Source organism: Neobacillus dielmonensis, assembly GCF_000612665.1.
In the GTDB taxonomy this organism is placed as follows: domain Bacteria; phylum Bacillota; class Bacilli; order Bacillales; family Cytobacillaceae; genus Neobacillus; species Neobacillus dielmonensis.
This window is the reverse complement of record NZ_HG942056.1, coordinates 1-20,203: the sequence shown is the minus strand read 5'-3', so window position 1 is coordinate 20,203 and position 20,203 is coordinate 1. Positions and strand designations below refer to the sequence as shown.

At 39.4% G+C, this 20,203-nt stretch carries 20 protein-coding genes; all 20 read left to right on the top strand.

Annotated elements, in window-relative coordinates; translation table 11 throughout:
- Positions 1 to 129 precede the first annotated feature (129 nt).
- The 20 genes from yqfC (at position 130) to BN2425_RS10030 (ending at position 19,974) form a co-directional block, all read left to right on the top strand.
- Positions 130 to 432, top strand: a complete 303-nt coding sequence (gene yqfC / locus BN2425_RS10125; protein ID WP_042458536.1) for a sporulation protein YqfC — start codon at positions 130 to 132, stop codon at positions 430 to 432.
- A complete protein-coding gene (gene yqfD, locus BN2425_RS10120; protein ID WP_042458533.1) occupies positions 429 to 1,625 on the top strand; it encodes a sporulation protein YqfD in 1,197 nt (398 codons plus the stop codon). The genes yqfC and yqfD overlap by 4 nt, the downstream gene beginning before the upstream one ends.
- Positions 1,622 to 2,593, top strand: coding sequence for a PhoH family protein (locus BN2425_RS10115; RefSeq protein ID WP_042458530.1), 972 nt, complete (start codon positions 1,622 to 1,624; stop codon positions 2,591 to 2,593). The genes yqfD and BN2425_RS10115 overlap by 4 nt, the downstream gene beginning before the upstream one ends.
- Positions 2,594 to 2,857: 264 nt before the next feature.
- Positions 2,858 to 5,023 carry an HD family phosphohydrolase gene (locus BN2425_RS10110; RefSeq protein ID WP_042458528.1) on the top strand — a complete coding sequence of 722 codons (2,166 nt, stop codon included), beginning with the start codon at positions 2,858 to 2,860 and terminating at the stop codon, positions 5,021 to 5,023.
- The gene (gene ybeY, locus BN2425_RS10105; protein ID WP_042458525.1) at positions 5,020 to 5,487 is read left to right on the top strand and encodes an rRNA maturation RNase YbeY; all 468 of its coding nucleotides are present in this window, start codon (positions 5,020 to 5,022) and stop codon (positions 5,485 to 5,487) included. Before BN2425_RS10110 ends, ybeY begins: the two co-directional genes overlap by 4 nt.
- On the top strand, positions 5,471 to 5,854 hold the full coding sequence (locus BN2425_RS10100) for a diacylglycerol kinase family protein (RefSeq protein ID WP_042458522.1): 384 nt from the start codon (positions 5,471 to 5,473) through the stop codon (positions 5,852 to 5,854). Before ybeY ends, BN2425_RS10100 begins: the two co-directional genes overlap by 17 nt.
- A gap of 179 nt (positions 5,855 to 6,033) precedes the next feature.
- Positions 6,034 to 6,435 (top strand): cytidine deaminase, encoded by a 402-nt coding sequence (locus tag BN2425_RS10095; protein ID WP_042458520.1) that lies wholly within the window; start codon positions 6,034 to 6,036, stop codon positions 6,433 to 6,435.
- Positions 6,425 to 7,348 carry a GTPase Era gene (era, locus tag BN2425_RS10090; RefSeq protein ID WP_042458517.1) on the top strand — a complete coding sequence of 308 codons (924 nt, stop codon included), beginning with the start codon at positions 6,425 to 6,427 and terminating at the stop codon, positions 7,346 to 7,348. The genes BN2425_RS10095 and era overlap by 11 nt, the downstream gene beginning before the upstream one ends.
- Positions 7,349 to 7,508: 160 nt before the next feature.
- The gene (locus tag BN2425_RS10085) at positions 7,509 to 7,652 is read left to right on the top strand and encodes a YqzL family protein (protein WP_074433039.1); all 144 of its coding nucleotides are present in this window, start codon (positions 7,509 to 7,511) and stop codon (positions 7,650 to 7,652) included.
- 30 nt (positions 7,653 to 7,682) lie between these two features.
- Positions 7,683 to 8,435: a DNA repair protein RecO gene (recO, locus tag BN2425_RS10080; RefSeq protein ID WP_042458516.1), complete on the top strand. Its 753-nt coding sequence runs from the start codon at positions 7,683 to 7,685 to the stop codon at positions 8,433 to 8,435.
- 480 nt (positions 8,436 to 8,915) lie between these two features.
- Positions 8,916 to 10,298: a glycine--tRNA ligase gene (locus BN2425_RS10075; protein WP_042458512.1), complete on the top strand. Its 1,383-nt coding sequence runs from the start codon at positions 8,916 to 8,918 to the stop codon at positions 10,296 to 10,298.
- A 138-nt stretch (positions 10,299 to 10,436) separates the two neighbouring features.
- Positions 10,437 to 11,072, top strand: coding sequence for a helix-turn-helix transcriptional regulator (locus BN2425_RS10070; protein ID WP_042458509.1), 636 nt, complete (start codon positions 10,437 to 10,439; stop codon positions 11,070 to 11,072).
- A gap of 33 nt (positions 11,073 to 11,105) precedes the next feature.
- Complete coding sequence (locus BN2425_RS10065) at positions 11,106 to 11,915, top strand: pyruvate, water dikinase regulatory protein (protein ID WP_042458507.1); 810 nt, start codon at positions 11,106 to 11,108, stop codon at positions 11,913 to 11,915.
- A gap of 467 nt (positions 11,916 to 12,382) precedes the next feature.
- A complete protein-coding gene (locus BN2425_RS10060) occupies positions 12,383 to 12,838 on the top strand; it encodes a YaiI/YqxD family protein (RefSeq protein WP_081798039.1) in 456 nt (151 codons plus the stop codon).
- Between the two features lie 43 nt (positions 12,839 to 12,881).
- Positions 12,882 to 14,693 (top strand): DNA primase, encoded by a 1,812-nt coding sequence (dnaG, locus tag BN2425_RS10055; RefSeq protein WP_042458503.1) that lies wholly within the window; start codon positions 12,882 to 12,884, stop codon positions 14,691 to 14,693.
- Positions 14,694 to 14,737: 44 nt separating this feature from the next.
- The gene (rpoD, locus tag BN2425_RS10050) at positions 14,738 to 15,880 is read left to right on the top strand and encodes an RNA polymerase sigma factor RpoD (protein ID WP_042458501.1); all 1,143 of its coding nucleotides are present in this window, start codon (positions 14,738 to 14,740) and stop codon (positions 15,878 to 15,880) included.
- Positions 15,881 to 16,264: 384 nt separating this feature from the next.
- Positions 16,265 to 17,404: an acyl-CoA dehydrogenase gene (locus BN2425_RS10045; protein ID WP_042458498.1), complete on the top strand. Its 1,140-nt coding sequence runs from the start codon at positions 16,265 to 16,267 to the stop codon at positions 17,402 to 17,404.
- A gap of 182 nt (positions 17,405 to 17,586) precedes the next feature.
- Positions 17,587 to 17,949, top strand: coding sequence for a cytochrome c550 (gene cccA, locus BN2425_RS10040; protein WP_042458496.1), 363 nt, complete (start codon positions 17,587 to 17,589; stop codon positions 17,947 to 17,949).
- A 203-nt stretch (positions 17,950 to 18,152) separates the two neighbouring features.
- Positions 18,153 to 18,872, top strand: a complete 720-nt coding sequence (locus BN2425_RS10035; RefSeq protein ID WP_042458494.1) for a tRNA (adenine(22)-N(1))-methyltransferase — start codon at positions 18,153 to 18,155, stop codon at positions 18,870 to 18,872.
- On the top strand, positions 18,859 to 19,974 hold the full coding sequence (locus BN2425_RS10030; protein ID WP_042458492.1) for a Nif3-like dinuclear metal center hexameric protein: 1,116 nt from the start codon (positions 18,859 to 18,861) through the stop codon (positions 19,972 to 19,974). The genes BN2425_RS10035 and BN2425_RS10030 overlap by 14 nt, the downstream gene beginning before the upstream one ends.
- Positions 19,975 to 20,203 lie beyond the last annotated feature (229 nt).

The following is a 20,203-nucleotide window of genomic DNA, read 5'->3' as shown; positions in this document are numbered from 1 at the left end:
ATAACCCCTCCTACTCGATTTCTTTAAAACGGGGAGAGGGTACTTATTCGACCGATGGCTTTTCTTAAAAAACTGTGCTAGAACCTCCGTTCATTTCATAAATATGAGATGAAAGGGGGTTCTTTTTTAATGGCAAAAACATGGAGCCAGCGAATACGTCATTGGATGACGAAAAAAATGGATCTTCCTCAAGATGTCATAATGGATTTACCCCGTATTACGATGATTGGACAAATCCATATTTACATAGAGAACCATCGGGGATTGCTGGCGTTCACAGATAAAGAACTCCGCCTGCTATTAAAGCAGGGACAACTGCTAATAAAAGGCAAATCCTTTGTTATTAAAACGATATTACCTGAAGAAATATTACTTGAAGGAAAAATTGACCAGGTCATTTATTTATCTGAAAACCCAGGAGGATCAAAATGAAGAACCAGTGGATTGAATTTTTCTTTGGCATTGTAACAGTTAAGATAACAGGCAAAGGGACGGAACGGTTTATAAATGCCCTGATCAGAAATGGATATCATATCTGGAATGTGAAACGCCACGGTACTGAGACAATTACTTTCAGAATGAGAATGACTGATGCAAAGGAAATTAGGCCTTACATCCGAAACAGCGGTTTAAAGCTGTCATTCCTGCAAAGAAATGGAATCCCGTTTTTGTATAAACGGATGCTAAAAAATAGCGGCTTTATTGCAGGAGCAGCTATTTTTCTGGTTATTATTTTTCTTTTATCCAACGTAATTTGGGGAATTGAAATTAAGGGGGCAAAGCCTGAAACGGAATATAAGATCCGCAAAGAATTGGACAAGATGGGGGTGAAAATCGGGAAACTTCAATTTACCGTCGAAAATGTTGAGGGAATCCAGCGACAGTTAACCAATAACGTCGGCGATCTTACGTGGGTTGGGGTGGAGTTGAACGGGACAACCTATCACCTTCAAGTGGTTGAAAAAAATGAGCCTAAAAAGCCGGAACAATTGGCACCGCAAAATCTTGTTGCCAAGAAAAAAGCGGTTATTGTTAAACACTACATTGAAGAAGGGCAATTAATGATTGATAAAAATGACCATGTAGAGCCAGGTCAGTTATTAGTATCAGGTCAAATTGGACAAGAAGGCCAAACTCCAAAACTAGTGGCCGCCAGAGGAGTAGTATGGGGAGAGACATGGTATAAAAGCCATGTAGAGCTTCCCTTCACCACAAATTTTAAGGTTTTTAATGGAAATGAAAAAGTCAAACATTCTATTCAGTTCGGAAAAACGGAACTGCCAATATGGGGATTTGGCAAACCAGAGTATAGAGAATACGAAACAGAGAAAACTCAACATAAACTACATTTCTTAAAATGGGAATTGCCTATATCGTATGTAAACAAAACAATTAGAGAGCGGGAAGAATACACACGAACTTATTCAGAAAAAGAAGCTGAACAAATCGCACTTGAGATGGCAAAAAAGGAAATAAAAAGTCACTTAGATGAAGATGCTATAATAAAAGATGAAAAAATTTTACACAAAGCTGTGGAAAATGGTAAGGTTATACTAGATATCCATTTTAAGATTATCGAAAATATTGCAGTTGGACAACCAATATCCGAGGAGACTCAGGAATGACAGTTAAGTTAACCACGATTAATGTACAGCTTGAAAATCCCACAGAAGCAATAGCTTTATTGGGAAATTCGGATCAAAATCTTAAAATTATTGAGCAGGAATTAGGTGTTTCTGTTATCACTAGAGGAGAGTCAGTCAGCCTTTCCGGAGATGCGGAAAAAACCGCGTTAGCTGGAGCAGTGATTGACAAGTTGATGGCCGTCATTCGTAAAGGAATTAACATCAGTCAAACCGATGTCCTTTACGCCGTTCAAATGGCACAAAAAGGGACCCTTGAGTACTTTGGGAATTTATACGATGAGGAAATCGGTAAAACGGTCAAGGGCAAAACCATCCGCGTCAAAACCATGGGGCAAAGACAGTACATTATGGCCATTCGCAACAATGATTTAGTCTTTGGTATCGGCCCTGCAGGAACTGGTAAAACCTATCTCGCAGTTGTAATGGCAGTCAATGCGTTAAAAAATGGCGAAGTAAACCGTATTATTTTAACTAGGCCTGCGGTTGAAGCTGGAGAAAGTCTTGGCTTTTTGCCGGGGGATCTTAAAGAAAAGGTGGATCCCTATTTAAGACCTCTTTATGATGCACTTCACGATGTTTTTGGGGTAGAACATACCCAGAGACTAATTGAACGAGGGACGATCGAAATTGCCCCGCTTGCATATATGAGAGGACGAACCCTAGAGGATGCCTTTGTAATCCTTGATGAAGCCCAAAATACGACCAATAAGCAAATGAAGATGTTTTTGACTAGGCTTGGTTATGGTTCTAAAATGGTTATTACTGGTGACCAAACCCAGATTGATTTGCCAAAAGGAGCTAAATCGGGTCTGGTTGAAGCAGAAGTGATTCTGCGGAATGTGAAAGGGATCGGTTTTGTGAAGTTTGAGCAGAGCGATGTTGTCCGGCATCCGCTTGTCGGAAGAATAATCGAGGCCTATGAGAAACTATCCATCCAAAATACCTGATACAAACGTGAGGATACGCCTGTTTCTTGGGGTATCCTTTTTTTCTTTAAAACGATCATGTTGTTTTTTTAAACTCTGTTGATTGGATCGGAAATTAACAGCCAAATTTAACAGAACCTTATTTATAAAACTGATTCAAATTCTTCACCGATAGGAAGGTGAAACTTACCAGAAAAACTGATATTATTTTACATAAGAAATCTTTCTTTTAAAATCAAAAACAGTGAAGGATGGAATTGACTTGCTGTGGCTGGAGGGATTTTATTGGATAAACTACAGCAGAACTTCATACGAATCAGGAAACTGCTTGATATCACGTTCTTTCGGGTGCTATTTTTTGTCGTTTTGGGTATGGTACTGTTTGCAGCGATGTTCAGTAATGTGAAACCGGAAAAGTTAGATACGGGTTTATTTTCAATTGCAGAGAAAACCATTCGTTCACCTGGAACTGTCGAAGATAAGGAAAGTACGAAAGCCAAAAGACAGGAGGCCCGCAACCAAGTTAAACCTGTGTATACATTGAAAAATGAATATACCCAAAATCGTGTAGATTTAATTTCTTCCATTTTTGACACAGCAGAGGAGTTAAATAACCAAATAGCGGATGACCTTACGAAACAACAAATGGCGGAAGAGAATGAGCCGATTAGTACAGGACCGAGCATTTCCGAAAAAGTAACAAAACTAAAAGAAAAATTAACGGAAACGGTTACAAAGCAGCTTCCCAATCAAGTGTTTACTGCACTAGTTCAAGCCAACAATGATGAGTTGTCAATTGCAAAGGATTTGACTGTAACTGCTGTTAATAATGTCATGACGAAAAGAATCCCAGCAGATGATGTAGAAAATGCTAAGAAAAGAGTCGAAGAGGAAATAAAGTATTCTACATTAAATGAGAATTTAAAGCTAGCATCCATAGAATTGGGCAGGTATGCGATTATCCAAAATGAATTCTATGACTCAGAAGGCACGGAAGAACTACGGCGGCAGGCGGCGGAAAGTGTTGAGCCGGTGAAAATTCTCCAAGGGCAAATTATTGTCGAGCAGGGAGATTTAATTAATCAGGATGTATACCGTCAACTGAAGCTCGCTGGAATGCTTAATAATACAAACTCTTTAAAGCCGTTTGCCGGTTTATTGATTTTGATTATTACAGTCCTAACTGCGATTTATTATTCATTTCATCAAATGAACTCCACTCCTGAAAAGCGGCAGACTCACTTGTTAATGTATGGGCTTATTTTTCTGCTTTCGATTTTTATCATGAAAATTATCAGTCTACTGGATGGATATTCGGAGATGGGCTATCTTTTTCCTGCTGCCATGGCCGGGATGCTGATTAAAATACTGATTGATGAAAAGCTATCCATACTAACAGCCATTGTTTTTGCGGTCTGCGGAAGTGTATTATTTAATGAAGGTGTAACAGGCACTTTTAACTTCTCTGAAGGAATATATATTCTTTTCAGTGCAATGGCTGCCATATTATTTTTAAGTAATCATAACCAAAGGTCAAAAATACTACAGGCCGGTTTATTTGCTGCATTAATTAACCTATTAACCATTGCTGTATTGCTGTTTTTGCCTAATGGAAAGTATTCTGGACTGGAATATGGTTATTACGTGATTACAGCACTCGTTTCTGGTTTTGGTTCTGCTGTATTAACAATAGGTTTATTGCCTTTTTTTGAAGCAAGCTTTGGCATATTGTCAACAATGAAATTAATAGAGTTATCTAATCCTAATCACCCGTTGTTAAGGAAAATATTAATGGAGGCACCAGGAACTTATCACCATAGTGTAATGGTAGCTAATTTAGCGGAGTCAGCTTGCGAGGCTATTGGGGCAAATGGCCTGCTGGCAAGAGTTGGAAGCTATTATCATGATGTTGGTAAAACAAGGCGGCCAAACTTTTTTATTGAGAACCAAATGCATCATGATAATCCACATGACCGGCTGCCACCCGAAAAAAGCGCAACAATTATTATTTCTCATGCAACTGATGGGGCTGACATATTAAGAAAATTTCATATGCCACGGGAAATTGTTGATATTGCCGAACAACACCATGGAACAACATTATTAAAGTTTTTCTATCACAAAGCATTGCAAGCCAATCCGGATACAAAAGAAGAGGACTTTCGTTATCCGGGTCCAAGGGCACAAACAAGAGAATCAGCTGTTATAGGGATTGCTGATAGCGTGGAGGCTGCAGTCCGTTCCTTATCCCAGCCTACACCGGAATTAATTGAGTCACTAGTAAAGAAAATTGTTGCAGAACGGCTCCAAGACGGACAATTAAATGAATGTGACCTAACGATAAGAGAAATTGAGACGATAGCAGATACATTGTGTGAGACATTAAAAGGGATTTTTCATGCAAGAATCGAGTATCCTGAATTAACAAAGAAAGAAGTGAAGCAGGCGTGACATTAATCATAGATTCAACAGATGAGACAAATGAATTAACCGAGCAGCAGATGCTTGAAATTGAAAGAATAATTAGTTTTGCGGCCCAAAAACAAAAGGTTGAGAACAGTGAAGTATCCATTACTTTTGTAACGAACGAAAAAATCCATGAGATTAACCGAGAATATCGTGACAAGGACGCGCCCACAGACGTCATTTCATTTGCATTAGAAGAGCTGGGGGAAGGAGAGACTGAGTTAATTGCAACTGACATGCCACGTATCCTAGGGGATATTATCATATCAGTCCCTAAAGCAAAGGAACAGGCAGAGGAATATGGTCATAGTTTTATACGCGAGCTGGGCTTTTTAGCGGTCCACGGGTTTTTGCACCTGCTTGGCTATGACCATATGACAGAGGCAGAGGAAAAGGTGATGTTTACGCTGCAAAAGGATATTTTAGACGAATATGGCCTCAAACGATAAGCAAAAGAATGATCATATCTTTCAATCCTTCTCCTATGCAGCTGCAGGAATCATAACGGGCATCAAGCAGGAAAGGAATATGAGGTTCCATCTATGCAGTGCAACAGTTGTTTTATTCGTTTCCTGTTATTTATCCATCTCCAAAACAGAGTGGCTTATTATTCTGGTTGCCATTGGTGGTATGTTTGCCTTAGAATTAATGAACAGCGCTATTGAACGTGTCGTGGATTTGGTTACATCAGATTTTCACCCGCTTGCAAAGCAGGCGAAGGATCTGGCTGCGGGAGCAGTCTTTGTATACGCCTTAATTTGCTTAATCATAGGGCTTATCATTTTTATGCCCTATATCTATAAGCTATTTAAATAGGCCTAAGTCAAGGTGCATGTGGAAATTCTGTAAAGTAAATAACGGGCGTTAGTGTTATTTTTATGAATATTTCAACTATTTGAAATTTTTAATGTTTTTTTGTAACAGCTAATGATTTTCGTTAAAAATTGATGTAAAATAAAGAAACAGCAGATATTTGCTGGAAAGGAAGAAGACTAGTGAACATCGAACAATTGATTGAAGAAGCAAAGCTAGCAAGAGAAAAAGCTTACGTTCCATATTCCAAATTTGGAGTTGGAGCTGCATTGCTAACAAAGGATGGAAAAGTATATCATGGCTGCAATATTGAGAATGCCGCATATAGTATGTGCAATTGCGCGGAACGAACAGCCTTGTTTAAAGCATATTCTGAAGGAGACCGAGAATTTCAATTGATGGCCGTTGTAGCTGATACAGACCGGCCTTGTTCTCCCTGTGGCGCATGCCGGCAGGTAATCTCCGAACTATGTCCCCGTGATATGAAGGTGGTCCTAACCAATTTAAAAGGGGACATTCAAGAGATAACGGTCGCTGACTTACTTCCTGGCGCTTTTTCTCCGGAGGATTTACATGCTAAATAATACAAACGAAACAAAGGAATTTAAATCTGGATTTATCTCCATTATCGGACGGCCAAATGTAGGAAAGTCAACATTCCTTAATCATGTCATTGGCCAAAAGATTGCGATTATGAGTGACAAACCGCAAACAACCCGTAACAAGATTCAAGGTGTGTTAACATTAGCTGACGCACAAATGATTTTTATAGATACTCCAGGAATTCACAAACCTAAACACAAATTAGGCGATTTTATGATGAAAGTTGCCCAAAATACGCTCAAAGAAGTCGATTTAGTGTTATTTATGGTCAATGCAGAGGAAGGCTTCGGCCGAGGTGAGGAATTTATTCTTGAAAAGTTTGAAAAAGTAGATACGCCGATCTTTTTGGTCATTAATAAGATTGACCAGATTCACCCGGATGAATTGCTGCCAATCATTGAAACCTATAAAGAAAAGTACCCTTTTAAAGAAATTGTCCCAATTTCAGCACTACAAGGTAATAACGTAAATCGACTATTGGATCAAATTAAGACCTATTTACCTAACGGACCACAGTACTATCCGGCTGACCAGGTAACGGATCATCCAGAACGGTTTGTCATTACTGAATTAATTAGAGAAAAGGCACTCCATTTAACCCGTGAGGAAATTCCCCATTCCATAGCCGTTGTATTAGATAAAATGGAACGGCAAAAGGGAAAGGACATTGTTCATGTCATGGCAACAATTATTGTGGAACGAGATTCGCAGAAGGGAATTATTATCGGGAAGCAAGGAAGTATGTTAAAGGAAATTGGCAAGCGAGCACGAGCAGATATTGAAAATCTTCTTGGATCAAAAGTGTTTCTTGAGTTATGGGTCAAGGTGCAAAAAGATTGGCGCAATCGAATGTCCCAGCTTAGAGAATATGGCTTCAATGAGGACGAATATTAACTGCTCACTTTAACTAACGTATTAGGGTTATTTGCAAATTATGCATAAACAGGATTAACAATATTTACGTCTTATGATTATTGTAAAGGCAGGCTATGATAAGTTATAAGGTATGGGAATGTTTTATCGCTAGTCTAAAAATAATAAAGGTGGGGTTTTCATGTTGGATTTTACGTGGAAAGTATTTACCCAGACAGGTAATATTGACACATATCTTCTCTTTAAAGAGCTTGAGAAGGAAAACCAAGAAATACCCGGCAGTCTGAATGAAGAGCTAGCAGAAATCGATTTTCCTATTTCATAGGTTTGCCTTCCACTAGGATGGTGGCCACTCATGCTTCAAAAATGTGAAGGCATCGTTATCAGGGCAACGAATTATGGTGAAACAAATAAAATTGTGACCATATATACTAGGGAATGGGGAAAGATTGGTGTGATGGCAAGAGGGGCTAAAAAGCCAAACAGCCGTCTTTCCGCCATTTCCCAAATTTTCACACACGGCTATTTTCTAGTACAAAAAGGTACCGGTCTTGGCAGTTTGCAGCAAGGCGAAATCATAACATCGATGCGTTCGATTACAGAGGATATATTTTTAACTGCATATGCCAGTTACATAGTGGAATTAACCGATAAATGTACAGATGAGAAAAAGCCCAATCCATTTCATTTTGAATTGCTGTATCAAACTTTGAATTATATGAATGAAGGCTTTGACCCTGATGTTCTCATGAATATTTATGAGATGAAAATGTTAAATGTTATGGGGCTATATCCTACGCTGAATCAATGTTCCGTATGCGGAAGCACAGACGGACATTTTTCTTTTTCTATACGTGAAGGAGGATTTATCTGTCATCGATGTTTAGATAAGGATCCATACCATTTTAAGATTACGCCAGCGACGGTAAGGTTATTACGGTTATTTTATTATATGGACTTGTCTAGATTAGGTAACATCTCGGTAAAGGATCAAACCAAAGCTGAGCTAAAACAAATTATATCTGCTTATTATGAGGAATATTCCGGGCTGCATCTGAAGACAAAAAAGTTTCTCAATTCTATGGATAAATTTCGCGATATGTTATAGCTGTCAGGTTGACATTGTTCAGTGTTTTCGATAATATTTTGTTTATTAATAAAATATTTGCGTTTGAGGGAAAGTAGTACTTAGTCAACTCTATAAAAGCGAACCTAGGACGGTGTAAGCTAGGGTATGGAGAACTAACGAAGGCGTTCCTGAGCAATTCTAGTTATAAGGTGGCTGCTTAATGGCAGCAAATAGGGTGGAACCGCGGGTAACTCTCGTCCCTATGCTTTTAAAGGCATAGGGACGAGAGTTTTTTATTTTTTGGCTCTGTTAAACGATAATGTTTAATTTTTTAACTCTGTTGATTGGAGCGGAAGGCATTTGAATTCTGCGGGAGTACGGGGGCTGGGGAGACAGACCCAGCGGGCGCTTCATCTCTTAAGAGGCACACCCCGGCACACCCACGGTCGCTGAGTTTCTTTCGCTGCAATCAACAGCCAATTTAACAGATCCTATTTTTTAAAAAAAGGAGAATACAAGATGAAGGTAACTATGGAGCAAATCGTGGCACATGCCAAGCATAGAGGTTTTATTTTCCCAGGTTCAGAAATATACGGCGGTCTAGCGAATACGTGGGATTATGGTCCGCTGGGTGTTGAATTTAAAAATAATATAAAACAGGCTTGGTGGAAAAAATTCGTCAGGGAATCACCCTATAATGTGGGCTTGGATGCCAGCATTTTGATGAATCCGAGGACTTGGGAAGCGTCAGGCCATATTGGGAACTTTAATGACCCAATGATTGATTGCAAAAATTGTAAGGCACGCCATCGGGCTGACAAATTAATCGAAAATGCCCTGGAGGAGAAGGGCATTGAAATGGTGGTCGACGGTCTTCCATTTTCAAAAATGGAAGAATTGATTAAGGAACATCATATTGCCTGTCCAGATTGCGGCAGCCATGATTTTACAGGAATCCGCCAGTTTAATTTAATGTTTAAAACCTTCCAAGGTGTTACCGAAACGAGCACGAATGAGATTTTCCTTCGTCCGGAAACGGCCCAAGGTATTTTCGTTAACTTTAAAAATGTTCAGCGAACCATGAGAAAGAAATTGCCTTTCGGTATTGCACAAATAGGTAAAAGTTTCCGAAATGAAATTACTCCGGGTAATTTCACATTCCGTACCAGGGAATTTGAACAAATGGAGCTTGAATTCTTCTGTAAACCTGGAGAAGAATTGAAATGGTTTGATTACTGGAAGCAGTTTGCTGAGCAATGGTTATTCTCGTTAGGTTTGACAAAGGCAAATTTACGTCTTCGTGACCATTCGGAGGAAGAACTTTCTCATTATAGTAACGCGACAACTGATTTTGAATATCAGTTTCCTTTTGGCTGGGGTGAACTTTGGGGAATTGCATCAAGAACCGATTATGACTTGAAGCAGCACATGCAATTCTCCGGAGAGGATTTCCATTACATTGATCCTGAAACAAATGAAAGATATGTCCCTTACTGCATTGAACCATCATTAGGGGCAGACCGGGTAACTTTAGCTTTCTTGATTGATGCTTATGATGAAGAACAGCTGGAAGATGGAACCTCAAGAACAGTCATGCATTTCCACCCAGCATTAGCTCCATATAAAGCAGCAGTATTGCCGCTTTCGAAAAAGCTGTCTGAAGGCGCTAGAGAGGTGTTTACCGGGTTAGCTAAGCATTTTAGTGTGGACTATGATGAAGCCGGTTCAATAGGCAAGCGGTACCGTCGCCATGATGAAATTGGTACTCCATTCTGTATTACCTATGATTTTGATTCACAAGAAGATCAAATGGTTACAGTTCGGGATCGTGACACCATGCAACAGACTCGGCTGCCGATTTCTGAGCTTGTGTCATTTTTACAAGATAAAATCACCTTTTAAAAGCAAGAAAGGATGGCTCTAGAAAAGAGTCATCCTTTTTCTAAAAAAATCCGCTATTAGGTTGAATTATTTTCATTAGATTATGTTTAGTATATAATAATTCTAATATACATATAACCTTTTTTATTGTGAGTAAGGGTGGTGAGGACAATCGAACTGACTAAACGCCAGGAACATATTCTCCAGATTGTAAAGGAAAATGGACCAATAACAGGGGAGCAAATTGCGGACCAGCTCAGCTTAACCAGGGCAACATTAAGGCCTGACCTTGCTATATTAACAATGGCCGGTTTCTTAGATGCAAGACCTAGAGTCGGCTATTTTTATACAGGAAAATCGGGAACGCAGCTGTTAACGGAAAATTTACAGAAGATTTATGTAAAGGAGTACCAATCGATTCCTGTTGTCGTAAACGAAAATGTTTCTGTATATGATGCGATCTGCACGATGTTTCTCGAAGATGTAGGTACTTTATTTGTTGTGGATCAAAAATCTCATTTAGTAGGGGTTTTATCAAGAAAAGATCTGCTCAGGGCGAGCATTGGTAAGCAAGAACTGACAGCGATTCCAGTAAATATCATCATGACTAGGATGCCAAATATCACAATGTGTGAGCGGGATGACTTACTGATTGATATTGCCCGAAAATTAATCGAAAAACAAATTGATGCTCTTCCTGTAGTAAGAAAAACAGACGAAGGCTATGAAGTAATCGGCCGGATTACAAAGACGAATATTACCAAAGCCTTTGTTGCTTTGGGAGAAGAAGAGTAAAAAGATCAGATAGAAGGAGATGATGAGGCACAAATGAGTTCACATGTCATTTATGTGGTATCGGATTCGGTTGGGGAAACTGCGGAATTAATGACTAAAGCGGCCATCAGTCAGTTTAATGGATCGGGAATGACTTTAAAAAGATTTCCCTACGTAGAAGATAGGGAACACATCGATGAAGTTTTATCGCTCGCTGCAATGGATCGAGGCATGGTTGCCTTCACGCTGGTTAAACCTGATATGCGTACATACATGAAGGAGGCAGCGGAAGAACAGGGGATTATGGCCGTTGATTTAATCGGGCCGATCATTGACCAGGTTCAAGGATACAGTGGCAAGACTCCTTTGTTTGAACCAGGGCTTGTCCGAAAACTAGATGAGGATTATTTTAAAAAGATTGAGGCCATTGAGTTTGCTGTTAAATATGATGATGGACGTGATCCGCGTGGGATTTTGAAAGCAGATATTATATTAATTGGGGTTTCGAGAACCTCCAAAACGCCGCTATCCCAATATCTTGCTCATAAACGTTTAAAAGTGGCCAATGTTCCGATTGTCCCCGAAGTGGATCCTCCAGAGGAGCTATTTACAGTTCCGAAAGAAAAATGTTTTGGTTTGAAGATTAGTCCTGAGAAGTTAAATGACATTAGACGTGAGCGGTTGATCTCCCTAGGATTAAATGACAAAGCCAGTTATGCAAATATTAATCGAATAAAAGAGGAACTGGACTTTTTTGAAAAAGTAGTGAATAGAATTAATTGTCCTGTTATTGATGTTACTAACAAAGCTGTAGAAGAAACAGCAAACGTTATTTTAAATTATATTCAAAAAGTAAAACCATGAGGATGACTCAAACGAAGGTGTTTTACATCTCTCACTCTTTCTAAACGACTGCTCTAATGCAGGAACAAAGAATTGTGTAGGAGGTCTGACCTTTATGCTGGGTCATCCTTCTTTCCGCCTAAAAATGAAAAAACGGTAAAAAGTTATGGCAAAATGATTTTATTTAGACTATAATAAAAAATTGTGATAAAAATACACACTTTTAGGTTTAGACTTGCATGTGAACGAATAAACTATTTATTGTGAGATGTCAAGGAAACAAAAAAAAAAAATTTCGACATACCCCTTCTTTCACAAAAAGAAAAGAATCATATTGATGATTTCCTTTCTTAGATGCCGGATTTAACATCCGTAATTACTGATGGTTTTGCGAATCTCGTCAAATAGGCGAAGTTTCCGTATAAATTTAATCATTTAAGAAGGAATATGCGGAGTGATGTAGAATTAATACAGAGGTAAATGACAGTCTGACAATTTTTGTCGATGCGGATTCATGTCCAGTTAAATCGGAGATTGTCGAAATTGCTTCCACTTATTCAATACCTGTCCAATTTGTTGCTTCCTATGACCATCATATGAGAGAAGAGATTACATACGCAAGTTGGAAATATGTTGATGCTGGAAAGGAAGCTGCTGACTTATATATTATGAATCATGCCGACAGCGGAGATGTCGTGATTACGCAGGATATTGGTCTTGCTTCAACCTTGCTCTTAAAGGGGGTTTATGCTATGTCGCCAAGAGGCTACTTATTTCATGAGAATGATATGCAGACTGCCTTAGATATGAGGTTTCTACATGCTAAAGCTAGGAGAAGGGGAGATTATGGGAAAGGGCCTAAACCCTTTGAAGCAGAAGATAGAATTAGGTTTGTGACAGAATTAACAAAAATTTTGTCGAAATTTGCAGGAATTAACCGATGAGGCATCGAATACCTGTAATATAGTAATAAATGGAGATGTTTTCATGGCAGATCGTATTGCCGAAGAGAAAATTGATGAAGTTCGTCAGGCTGTTGATATTGTTGAAATTATCGGTGATTATGTTCAACTAAAAAAACAGGGACGAAATTACTTCGGTTTATGTCCTTTCCATGGAGAGAATTCCCCATCGTTTTCGGTGTCCCCCGATAAGCAAATTTTCCATTGCTTTGGGTGTGGTGCTGGTGGAAATGTTTTTTCTTTTTTAATGGACATTGAAGGAATTTCATTCCAAGAAGCAGCTGTAAAATTGGCGGCAAAAGTCAATATTGATCTTGATTTGAACCTATCTTCCGTCCATACAGAAAGAAAAGCTTCTAAAGAGATTCAAGCCATGCTTGATGCACATGAACTTCTACGTAAATTTTATCACCATTTGCTGGTAAATACAAAGGAAGGTCAGCATGCTTTAGAATATCTTTTAGAAAGAGGTTTTACTCATGAATCTATTGATAAATTCCAGATTGGTTATTCCTTAAATTCATGGGACTTTGTAGTAAAATTTCTTTCAAAGAGGGATTACCCTCCTGAGTGGATGGAAAAGGCTGGAATCATTATTAAACGTGAAAAAGATGGAACGTATTTCGATCGGTTTAGGGATCGAATTATGTTTCCTATATTGGACCGTCATGGGAATACGATTGCTTTTTCAGGGAGATCACTTGGGGCCGGTGAGCCAAAATATTTAAACAGTCCCGAAACAGCAATCTTTCATAAAAGCAAAACTTTATATAATTTTCATCAGGCTAAAACAAGCATTAAAAAATTGCATCAAGCTGTTTTATTTGAAGGGTTTGCTGATGTGATAGCCGCTGACCGTGCCGGTGTGGAAAATGGTATTGCCACTATGGGAACCGCATTGACGGATGACCATATTGCTATACTACGCCAAAATGCAGATACAATCACCATTTGTTATGATTCCGATAATGCCGGAATTGAAGCTGCTTACCGTGCGGGGAACCTTCTGACAGAAGCTGGTTTTCAACTTAAAGTAGCCGTTATGCCGGATGGCTTGGATCCTGATGAATATATAAAATTATATGGGCCGGAGAAATTCCAGAAAGAAGTAATTGGCGCAAGTCATACTTGGATGGGCTTTAAGTTTCTGTACTTTCGAAGAGGAAAAAATCTTAACAATGAAGGAGATAGGCTTTCCTATATCGAAGAAATAATAAAAGAGATCAGCAAGTTATCCAAGGCCGTTGAAAGGGACCATTATCTGAGGCAGCTTGCATCTGAATTCTCCCTATCGTTAGACGCGTTGGAGCAGCAGCAAAAACAGATTTATTTTGCCGAAAAAAAGAATGCTGCTTCCGGACACACTCCTGTAACTCATAAGCCGATTATTATTCAGAAGCCGGCAAAAGAGCTGAAGCCTGCTTTTCATAAAGCGGAAAGATGTTTGATTGCTCATATGTTGAGAAGTCGGGATGTGGCGTATAAGGTTCAGGAATTGTTACAAGGAAATGGGTTTAATATGGATGAGCATCAGGCTATATTCACTTATTTATTAGGTTTTTATGAGGACCATTTAGAATCAGGGCCAAGCGCATTTTTATCCTATATTCAAGATGAGAATCTTAGAAGAACGGTTGCTGACATTGAGATGATGTCCATAAATGATGAAGTAAGCAACCAAGAATTAATGGATTATATCAAGCAAGTGTTGAATTATAAAAAATTGTTAAAAATAAAAGAAAAAGAAGTTGAACAAAAAGAAGCAGAGCGGCAAAACGATATTCTTAAAGCTGTGGCTTTGGGAACTGAAATTATGCAGCTACGCAAGTCACTATAGATTCAGTTGAGTGTTTTTGATTTTTGGAAGGAGGGGACTCCCTTATGGCTGCTGAAAAATCAGCTCGTGCAAATGAGGTCGATCATGAATTGACCCTTGAACAAGTGAAAGACCAAATAACAGAAATGGGAAAAAAGGTTGGCGTCCTTGCCTATGATGATATTGCTGAAAAAATGGCTAATTTTGAATTAGAATCCGAGCAGATGGATGAATTTTATGAGTTTCTCGGAGATCAAGGGATTGAACTAGTCGGTGAAAGCAATGACGAGGAAGAGGAAGACGACCCGAGTATTAAAGAGCTGGAAAAAGGGGACGATGATGAGTTTGATTTAAATGACCTCAGTGTCCCGCCAGGAGTCAAAATTAATGACCCAGTCAGAATGTATTTAAAAGAAATTGGCCGCGTTGACTTGCTTTCTGCTGAAGAGGAAATAGACTTAGCCCATCGAATCGAACAGGGTGATGAGGAAGCTAAGCGACGTTTGGCTGAGGCAAATCTTCGGCTAGTTGTTAGTATTGCAAAACGCTATGTTGGACGTGGAATGCTGTTCCTTGACCTCATTCAGGAAGGCAATATGGGTCTAATTAAAGCTGTTGAGAAGTTTGATTATCGCAAAGGCTTTAAGTTTAGTACGTATGCAACATGGTGGATCCGTCAAGCAATTACTCGTGCGATTGCAGACCAAGCCAGGACAATCCGGATTCCAGTTCATATGGTTGAAACCATTAATAAACTCATTCGTGTTCAACGTCAGTTACTTCAAGATTTAGGACGAGAACCAACACCTGAAGAAATTGCTGAAGATATGGATTTAACCCCTGATAAGGTTCGAGAAATTCTAAAGATTGCTCAAGAACCAGTTTCCCTTGAAACACCAATCGGGGAAGAAGACGATTCACATCTTGGCGATTTTATTGAGGACCAGGATGCTACCTCTCCATCAGAGCATGCTGCTTATGAATTGTTAAAAGAGCAACTAGAAGATGTCCTTGACACTTTGACTGATCGTGAAGAAAATGTTCTTCGACTCCGTTTTGGCTTAGATGATGGCCGGACACGGACATTAGAAGAAGTCGGCAAGGTGTTTGGTGTCACCCGTGAACGAATTCGCCAAATTGAGGCAAAAGCATTAAGGAAATTGCGTCATCCAAGCCGCAGCAAACGCCTCAAGGATTTCTTAGAATAAAATTGGTCTCAATAGTTTACTTCGTAACTGGAGTAAACTATTTTTTTTTGGAGAACTTTAAGATTCTTACCCCAATTCTCATACATCTACCATTAATAATTTTCTTATTCCCCCCTATTTTACTGAATTGTCTCTCTCTTTGCAAATAAGTGGAAGTGTTTACATTGGAAAATTTGAAAATAATTACTATTTTAAGAAATGAATTAACCATTTAATTGGAATCATCACTATTGATGGGATAATTTTGCGAGTCCTAGTGGAATTAGAAATTACTTTCTATGTAATAATATAATATTTTAAAAAATTTTTAAATATTGTGAAATCTAGGTTAAAATTTATATAATAGAATGTAAGCGTATCCACTTTGGGCAGGAGGAGATGAAAATGAATTTTGATCTTTCAGCAGAGCAGCAAATGATCAAACAAACCATTCGAGAGTTTGCTGAAGAAATAATTGCACCTGGAGTCATTGAACGTGATCAGAAAAAGCAATTTCCTTTGGACATTTTTAAAAATCTGGCGGACCTTGGGATGATGGGTCTGCCGTTTCCTGAAAAATATGGCGGTGGAGGAGGGGATTCTGTTAGTTTCGCCATTGTGACGGAGGAATTGAGCAGGGTATGTGCCTCCACTGGTATTACGTATTCTGCCCACATTTCTTTAGGTGGCGCTCCCATTTATTTATTTGGAACAGAAGAGCAAAAGCAAAAATATTTAACGCCGATTTGTAGAGGAGAATCGTTTGGAGCATTCGGACTGACCGAACCAAATGCCGGTTCAGATGCCGGGGGAACCAAAACTACCGCTACGCAGATTGAAGAAGAATTTGTTATTAACGGCAATAAGTGTTTTATAACCAACGCAAGTTATGCTAAATATCTAGCGCTCACCGCTGTTACAGGAGTAAATGAGGGCAGAAAGGAGATTAGTGCCATCATTGTCCCGACAGATACTAAAGGGTTTACGATTATTGATCAATATGAGAAAATGGGTCTCCATGCCTCGAATACAACAGAACTGGTCTTAGAAGATGTAAAAGTGCCAGTAGAAAATTTATTGGGGACACGCGGACAGGGGTTTAAACAATTTCTAGTTACCCTCGATGGCGGGAGGATCGGTATAGGAGCGATGGCTGTTGGAATCGCTCAAGGGGCGTTTGAGAAGGCATTGACGTACGCCAAAGAAAGAAAACAATTTGGACGCTCCATTTCCTCGTTTCAGTCGATTCAGTTTAAATTAGCGGATATGGCAATGAAAATAGAATTAGCCCGAAATATGGTATATAAAGCTGCTTGGTTAAAAGATCAAGGCCGGCCGTTTTCTAAAGAAGCTGCCATGTGCAAGTTATTTGCTTCAGAGATATGTATGGAAGTCACCAACCAGGCTGTGCAAATCCATGGTGGATACGGATATATGAAGGAGTATCATGTAGAAAGAATGATGCGGGATGCAAAGCTGCTTGAAATTGGCGAGGGAACTTCAGAAGTTCAGCGGATGGTCATTTCTAGACTAATTGGCTGCTAACCATATAAACTAAAATGAGGCTGGATATCATGATTCAATCAGCCTCATTTTGCTTTATTATGAAGATTATAGTGATAAAATAAGTTTAGGGCTTTTCCTTCGGAGATTTTTCAAGTAAAATAATAGTTGTTTGCAGACGTTTTATTTTATAATGTTAGTGCGTACATAAGGGAGGTTGTATGATGAAGCGAAATCCGGTAGTTCCATTTGTTCTAATTATGGTTTTTGGGATCGGACTTATGTTTTTACTGTCGTTCAAAGGTGTTGGCGATATGAAGGAAATTGCCAAAGATAAGGGCGGTGGAAATGAAAAGACAGAAGTTGCAGCCTCAAAACCAGAGGATATTTATAAGTCTACCTGTATTGGCTGTCACGGGGACCAATACCAAGGGGGAATGGGTCCTTCATTAAAAGGTGTTGGAGACAGGCTTTCCAAGGATGAAATTAAACAAGTAATTACAAAAGGTAGAGGCAACATGCCAGCTAACCAAGTTAAGCCTGAGCAAGCCGACATGATGGCTGATTGGCTTATGAAATTAAAGTAACATGACGAAAGGTCCTTTGCATCGAAGGGCCTTTTTTTAGCTAATAAGATAGTATAAACTTTCTGCCGAAAGCTTTATACTATCTTAACGCATAAGTGCAACTACGCTCTGTCTTTGCTCTCCGGGCTCGCCAGTGGGCGAGTTTTCTTTATACTCTGGATGTAGTAGTTGTAGTATACATAATTAAAGAGTGGTGTATTGTTTTGAATTCAGAGAAATTATCTGCAAGACTTAATACTGTGGCTAAATATGTGGCAAAAGGTGCCAGATTGGCTGACATTGGTTCAGATCATGCTTATTTGCCATGCTATTTAGCAAAAAACAATGAGATTGTGTTTGCCATTGCTGGTGAAGTTGCTGTGGGGCCGTATCAATCCGCCCAACGGCATGTAGTGGCAGAAGGTCTATCGGAAGTGATTTCAGTTCGCCTGGGTGATGGATTGGAAGTAATCCAGCCTGGTGAGGTCGATTGTATCACCATTGCTGGTATGGGTGGTGCGTTGATTACAAGTATTCTGGAAAAGGGAAAAGAAAAGCTGGGCTCAGTGACGAGATTGATTTTACAGCCCAATATCAGTGCAGAAACGATTCGAAAATGGCTAATTGAAAATGGTTGGGAACTTATTGCAGAAGAAATACTTGAAGAAGATGGCAAGATTTATGAAGTGCTGACAGCTGAAAAAGGTAACGTACTTAGACCATATCGCGGCAATTTGGAACTGGGAGTTTTGGTCGGTCCTTATTTAGTGGAGAATCAGACAAATGCTTTTTATAAAAAATGGACGGCAGAAATCGATAATTGGCAACGTATATTGATGCAGTTGAATGAGGCAGTTCAAACACCGGAGACCCTTGACAAAAAAAGAGAGTTGACCAATAAAATTCATCTGGTAAAGGAGGCATTAAAAAATGAAAACGCCTAATGGCCACGAAGTCATCCAGCTATTTGAGCAATTTTCCCCAAAAGGATTAGCCATGGAAGGTGATAAAATTGGATTGCAACTTGGCAGACTAAACAAAAAAATTGAACGGGTCATGATTGCTCTTGATGTACTGGAAAATGTTATTGATGAAGCTATAGAAAAAAAGGTACAGCTCATCATTGCCCACCATCCCCCGATTTTCCGTCCGTTAAAAAGTATTAATACGGACACAGTTCAGGGCAGAATGATTGAAAAACTAATCAAGCACGATATTGCGGTTTATGCTGCCCATACCAATTTAGATGTAGCTAAGGGAGGTGTAAATGATTGGCTTGCAGAAGCACTTGGCTTAGAACAGCCTGAGGTGTTAGTGCCGACTTTTGACACAAAGCTGAAGAAATTAGTTGTTTTCGTCCCGAAAAGCCATGCTGAAGATATAAGACATGCAATTGGTGAGGCCGGTGCAGGGTTTATTGGCCATTACAGCCATTGTTCCTTTTCTGCGGAGGGAATAGGAAGGTTTTTGCCGGGTGAAGACACGAAACCATATATTGGAACAAAAGGGCATCTTGAATCAGTGGATGAGGTGAGAATTGAGACGATTGTCCCCGAACCGCTTATTAAAAAAACAGTGACAGCTATGATTAAGGCCCATCCATATGAGGAAGTAGCCTATGATTTATACCCTCTTGACAATAAAGGCGAGGTGCTTGGTCTTGGTAGAATCGGTAAAGTTCCTGAGACGACCCTCGGTGAGTTTGCAGAAAAGGTAAAGACGGCTTTAGAGGTAGAAGGGGTTCGCGTGGTTGGAGACCTCAACTCGAAGGTAAAAAAGGTGGCTGTATTAGGCGGTGACGGCAATAAATATTTTACGCATGCTAAATTTAGCGGTGCTGATGTTTATGTTACCGGGGATATTTATTATCACACTGCTCATGATGCTATGATGCAAGGCTTGAATATGATTGATCCTGGCCATAATGTCGAGAAAGTCATGAAAAAAGGGGCTACCCAAACACTCCAAAAAATGTGTCAGGAAGCAGGATATCAGGTAGAGATATTTCCTTCCGTTGTAAACACAAATCCATTTCAATTTATATAGGCAAATAAAAACAGCCGGTCTTTTGACCGGCTGTCAGATTGTAGACAAAAGGCATTCCGAATGTTCACATTCGGGTGCCTTTTTCTAATTATGACCCTTTTTTACTGTAGTTTTGTATTCAAACTGACCCCTCCGGGGTCAATTTTTATGCCATTTTTGGTTTATCCCAAATCCATGTCGCCATCTTTTTTAAATTCATGGCAGCAAAAGTAAGCATCGCCTGCATGGA

What these genes read in the sequence shown, in the direction of transcription:
- BN2425_RS10045 (WP_042458498.1), top strand. Translation starts at nt 16,265, where the DNA reads ATGAATTTTGATCTTTCAGCAGAGCAGCAAATGATCAAACAAACCATT.
- yqfC (WP_042458536.1), top strand. Translation starts at nt 130, where the DNA reads ATGGCAAAAACATGGAGCCAGCGAATACGTCATTGGATGACGAAAAAA.
- yqfD (WP_042458533.1), top strand. Translation starts at nt 429, where the DNA reads ATGAAGAACCAGTGGATTGAATTTTTCTTTGGCATTGTAACAGTTAAG.
- era (WP_042458517.1), top strand. Translation starts at nt 6,425, where the DNA reads ATGCTAAATAATACAAACGAAACAAAGGAATTTAAATCTGGATTTATC.
- BN2425_RS10065 (WP_042458507.1), top strand. Translation starts at nt 11,106, where the DNA reads ATGAGTTCACATGTCATTTATGTGGTATCGGATTCGGTTGGGGAAACT.
- BN2425_RS10100 (WP_042458522.1), top strand. Translation starts at nt 5,471, where the DNA reads ATGGCCTCAAACGATAAGCAAAAGAATGATCATATCTTTCAATCCTTC.
- rpoD (WP_042458501.1), top strand. Translation starts at nt 14,738, where the DNA reads ATGGCTGCTGAAAAATCAGCTCGTGCAAATGAGGTCGATCATGAATTG.
- BN2425_RS10085 (WP_074433039.1), top strand. Translation starts at nt 7,509, where the DNA reads ATGTTGGATTTTACGTGGAAAGTATTTACCCAGACAGGTAATATTGAC.
- BN2425_RS10075 (WP_042458512.1), top strand. Translation starts at nt 8,916, where the DNA reads ATGAAGGTAACTATGGAGCAAATCGTGGCACATGCCAAGCATAGAGGT.
- cccA (WP_042458496.1), top strand. Translation starts at nt 17,587, where the DNA reads ATGAAGCGAAATCCGGTAGTTCCATTTGTTCTAATTATGGTTTTTGGG.
- BN2425_RS10030 (WP_042458492.1), top strand. Translation starts at nt 18,859, where the DNA reads ATGAAAACGCCTAATGGCCACGAAGTCATCCAGCTATTTGAGCAATTT.
- recO (WP_042458516.1), top strand. Translation starts at nt 7,683, where the DNA reads ATGCTTCAAAAATGTGAAGGCATCGTTATCAGGGCAACGAATTATGGT.
- dnaG (WP_042458503.1), top strand. Translation starts at nt 12,882, where the DNA reads ATGGCAGATCGTATTGCCGAAGAGAAAATTGATGAAGTTCGTCAGGCT.
- BN2425_RS10115 (WP_042458530.1), top strand. Translation starts at nt 1,622, where the DNA reads ATGACAGTTAAGTTAACCACGATTAATGTACAGCTTGAAAATCCCACA.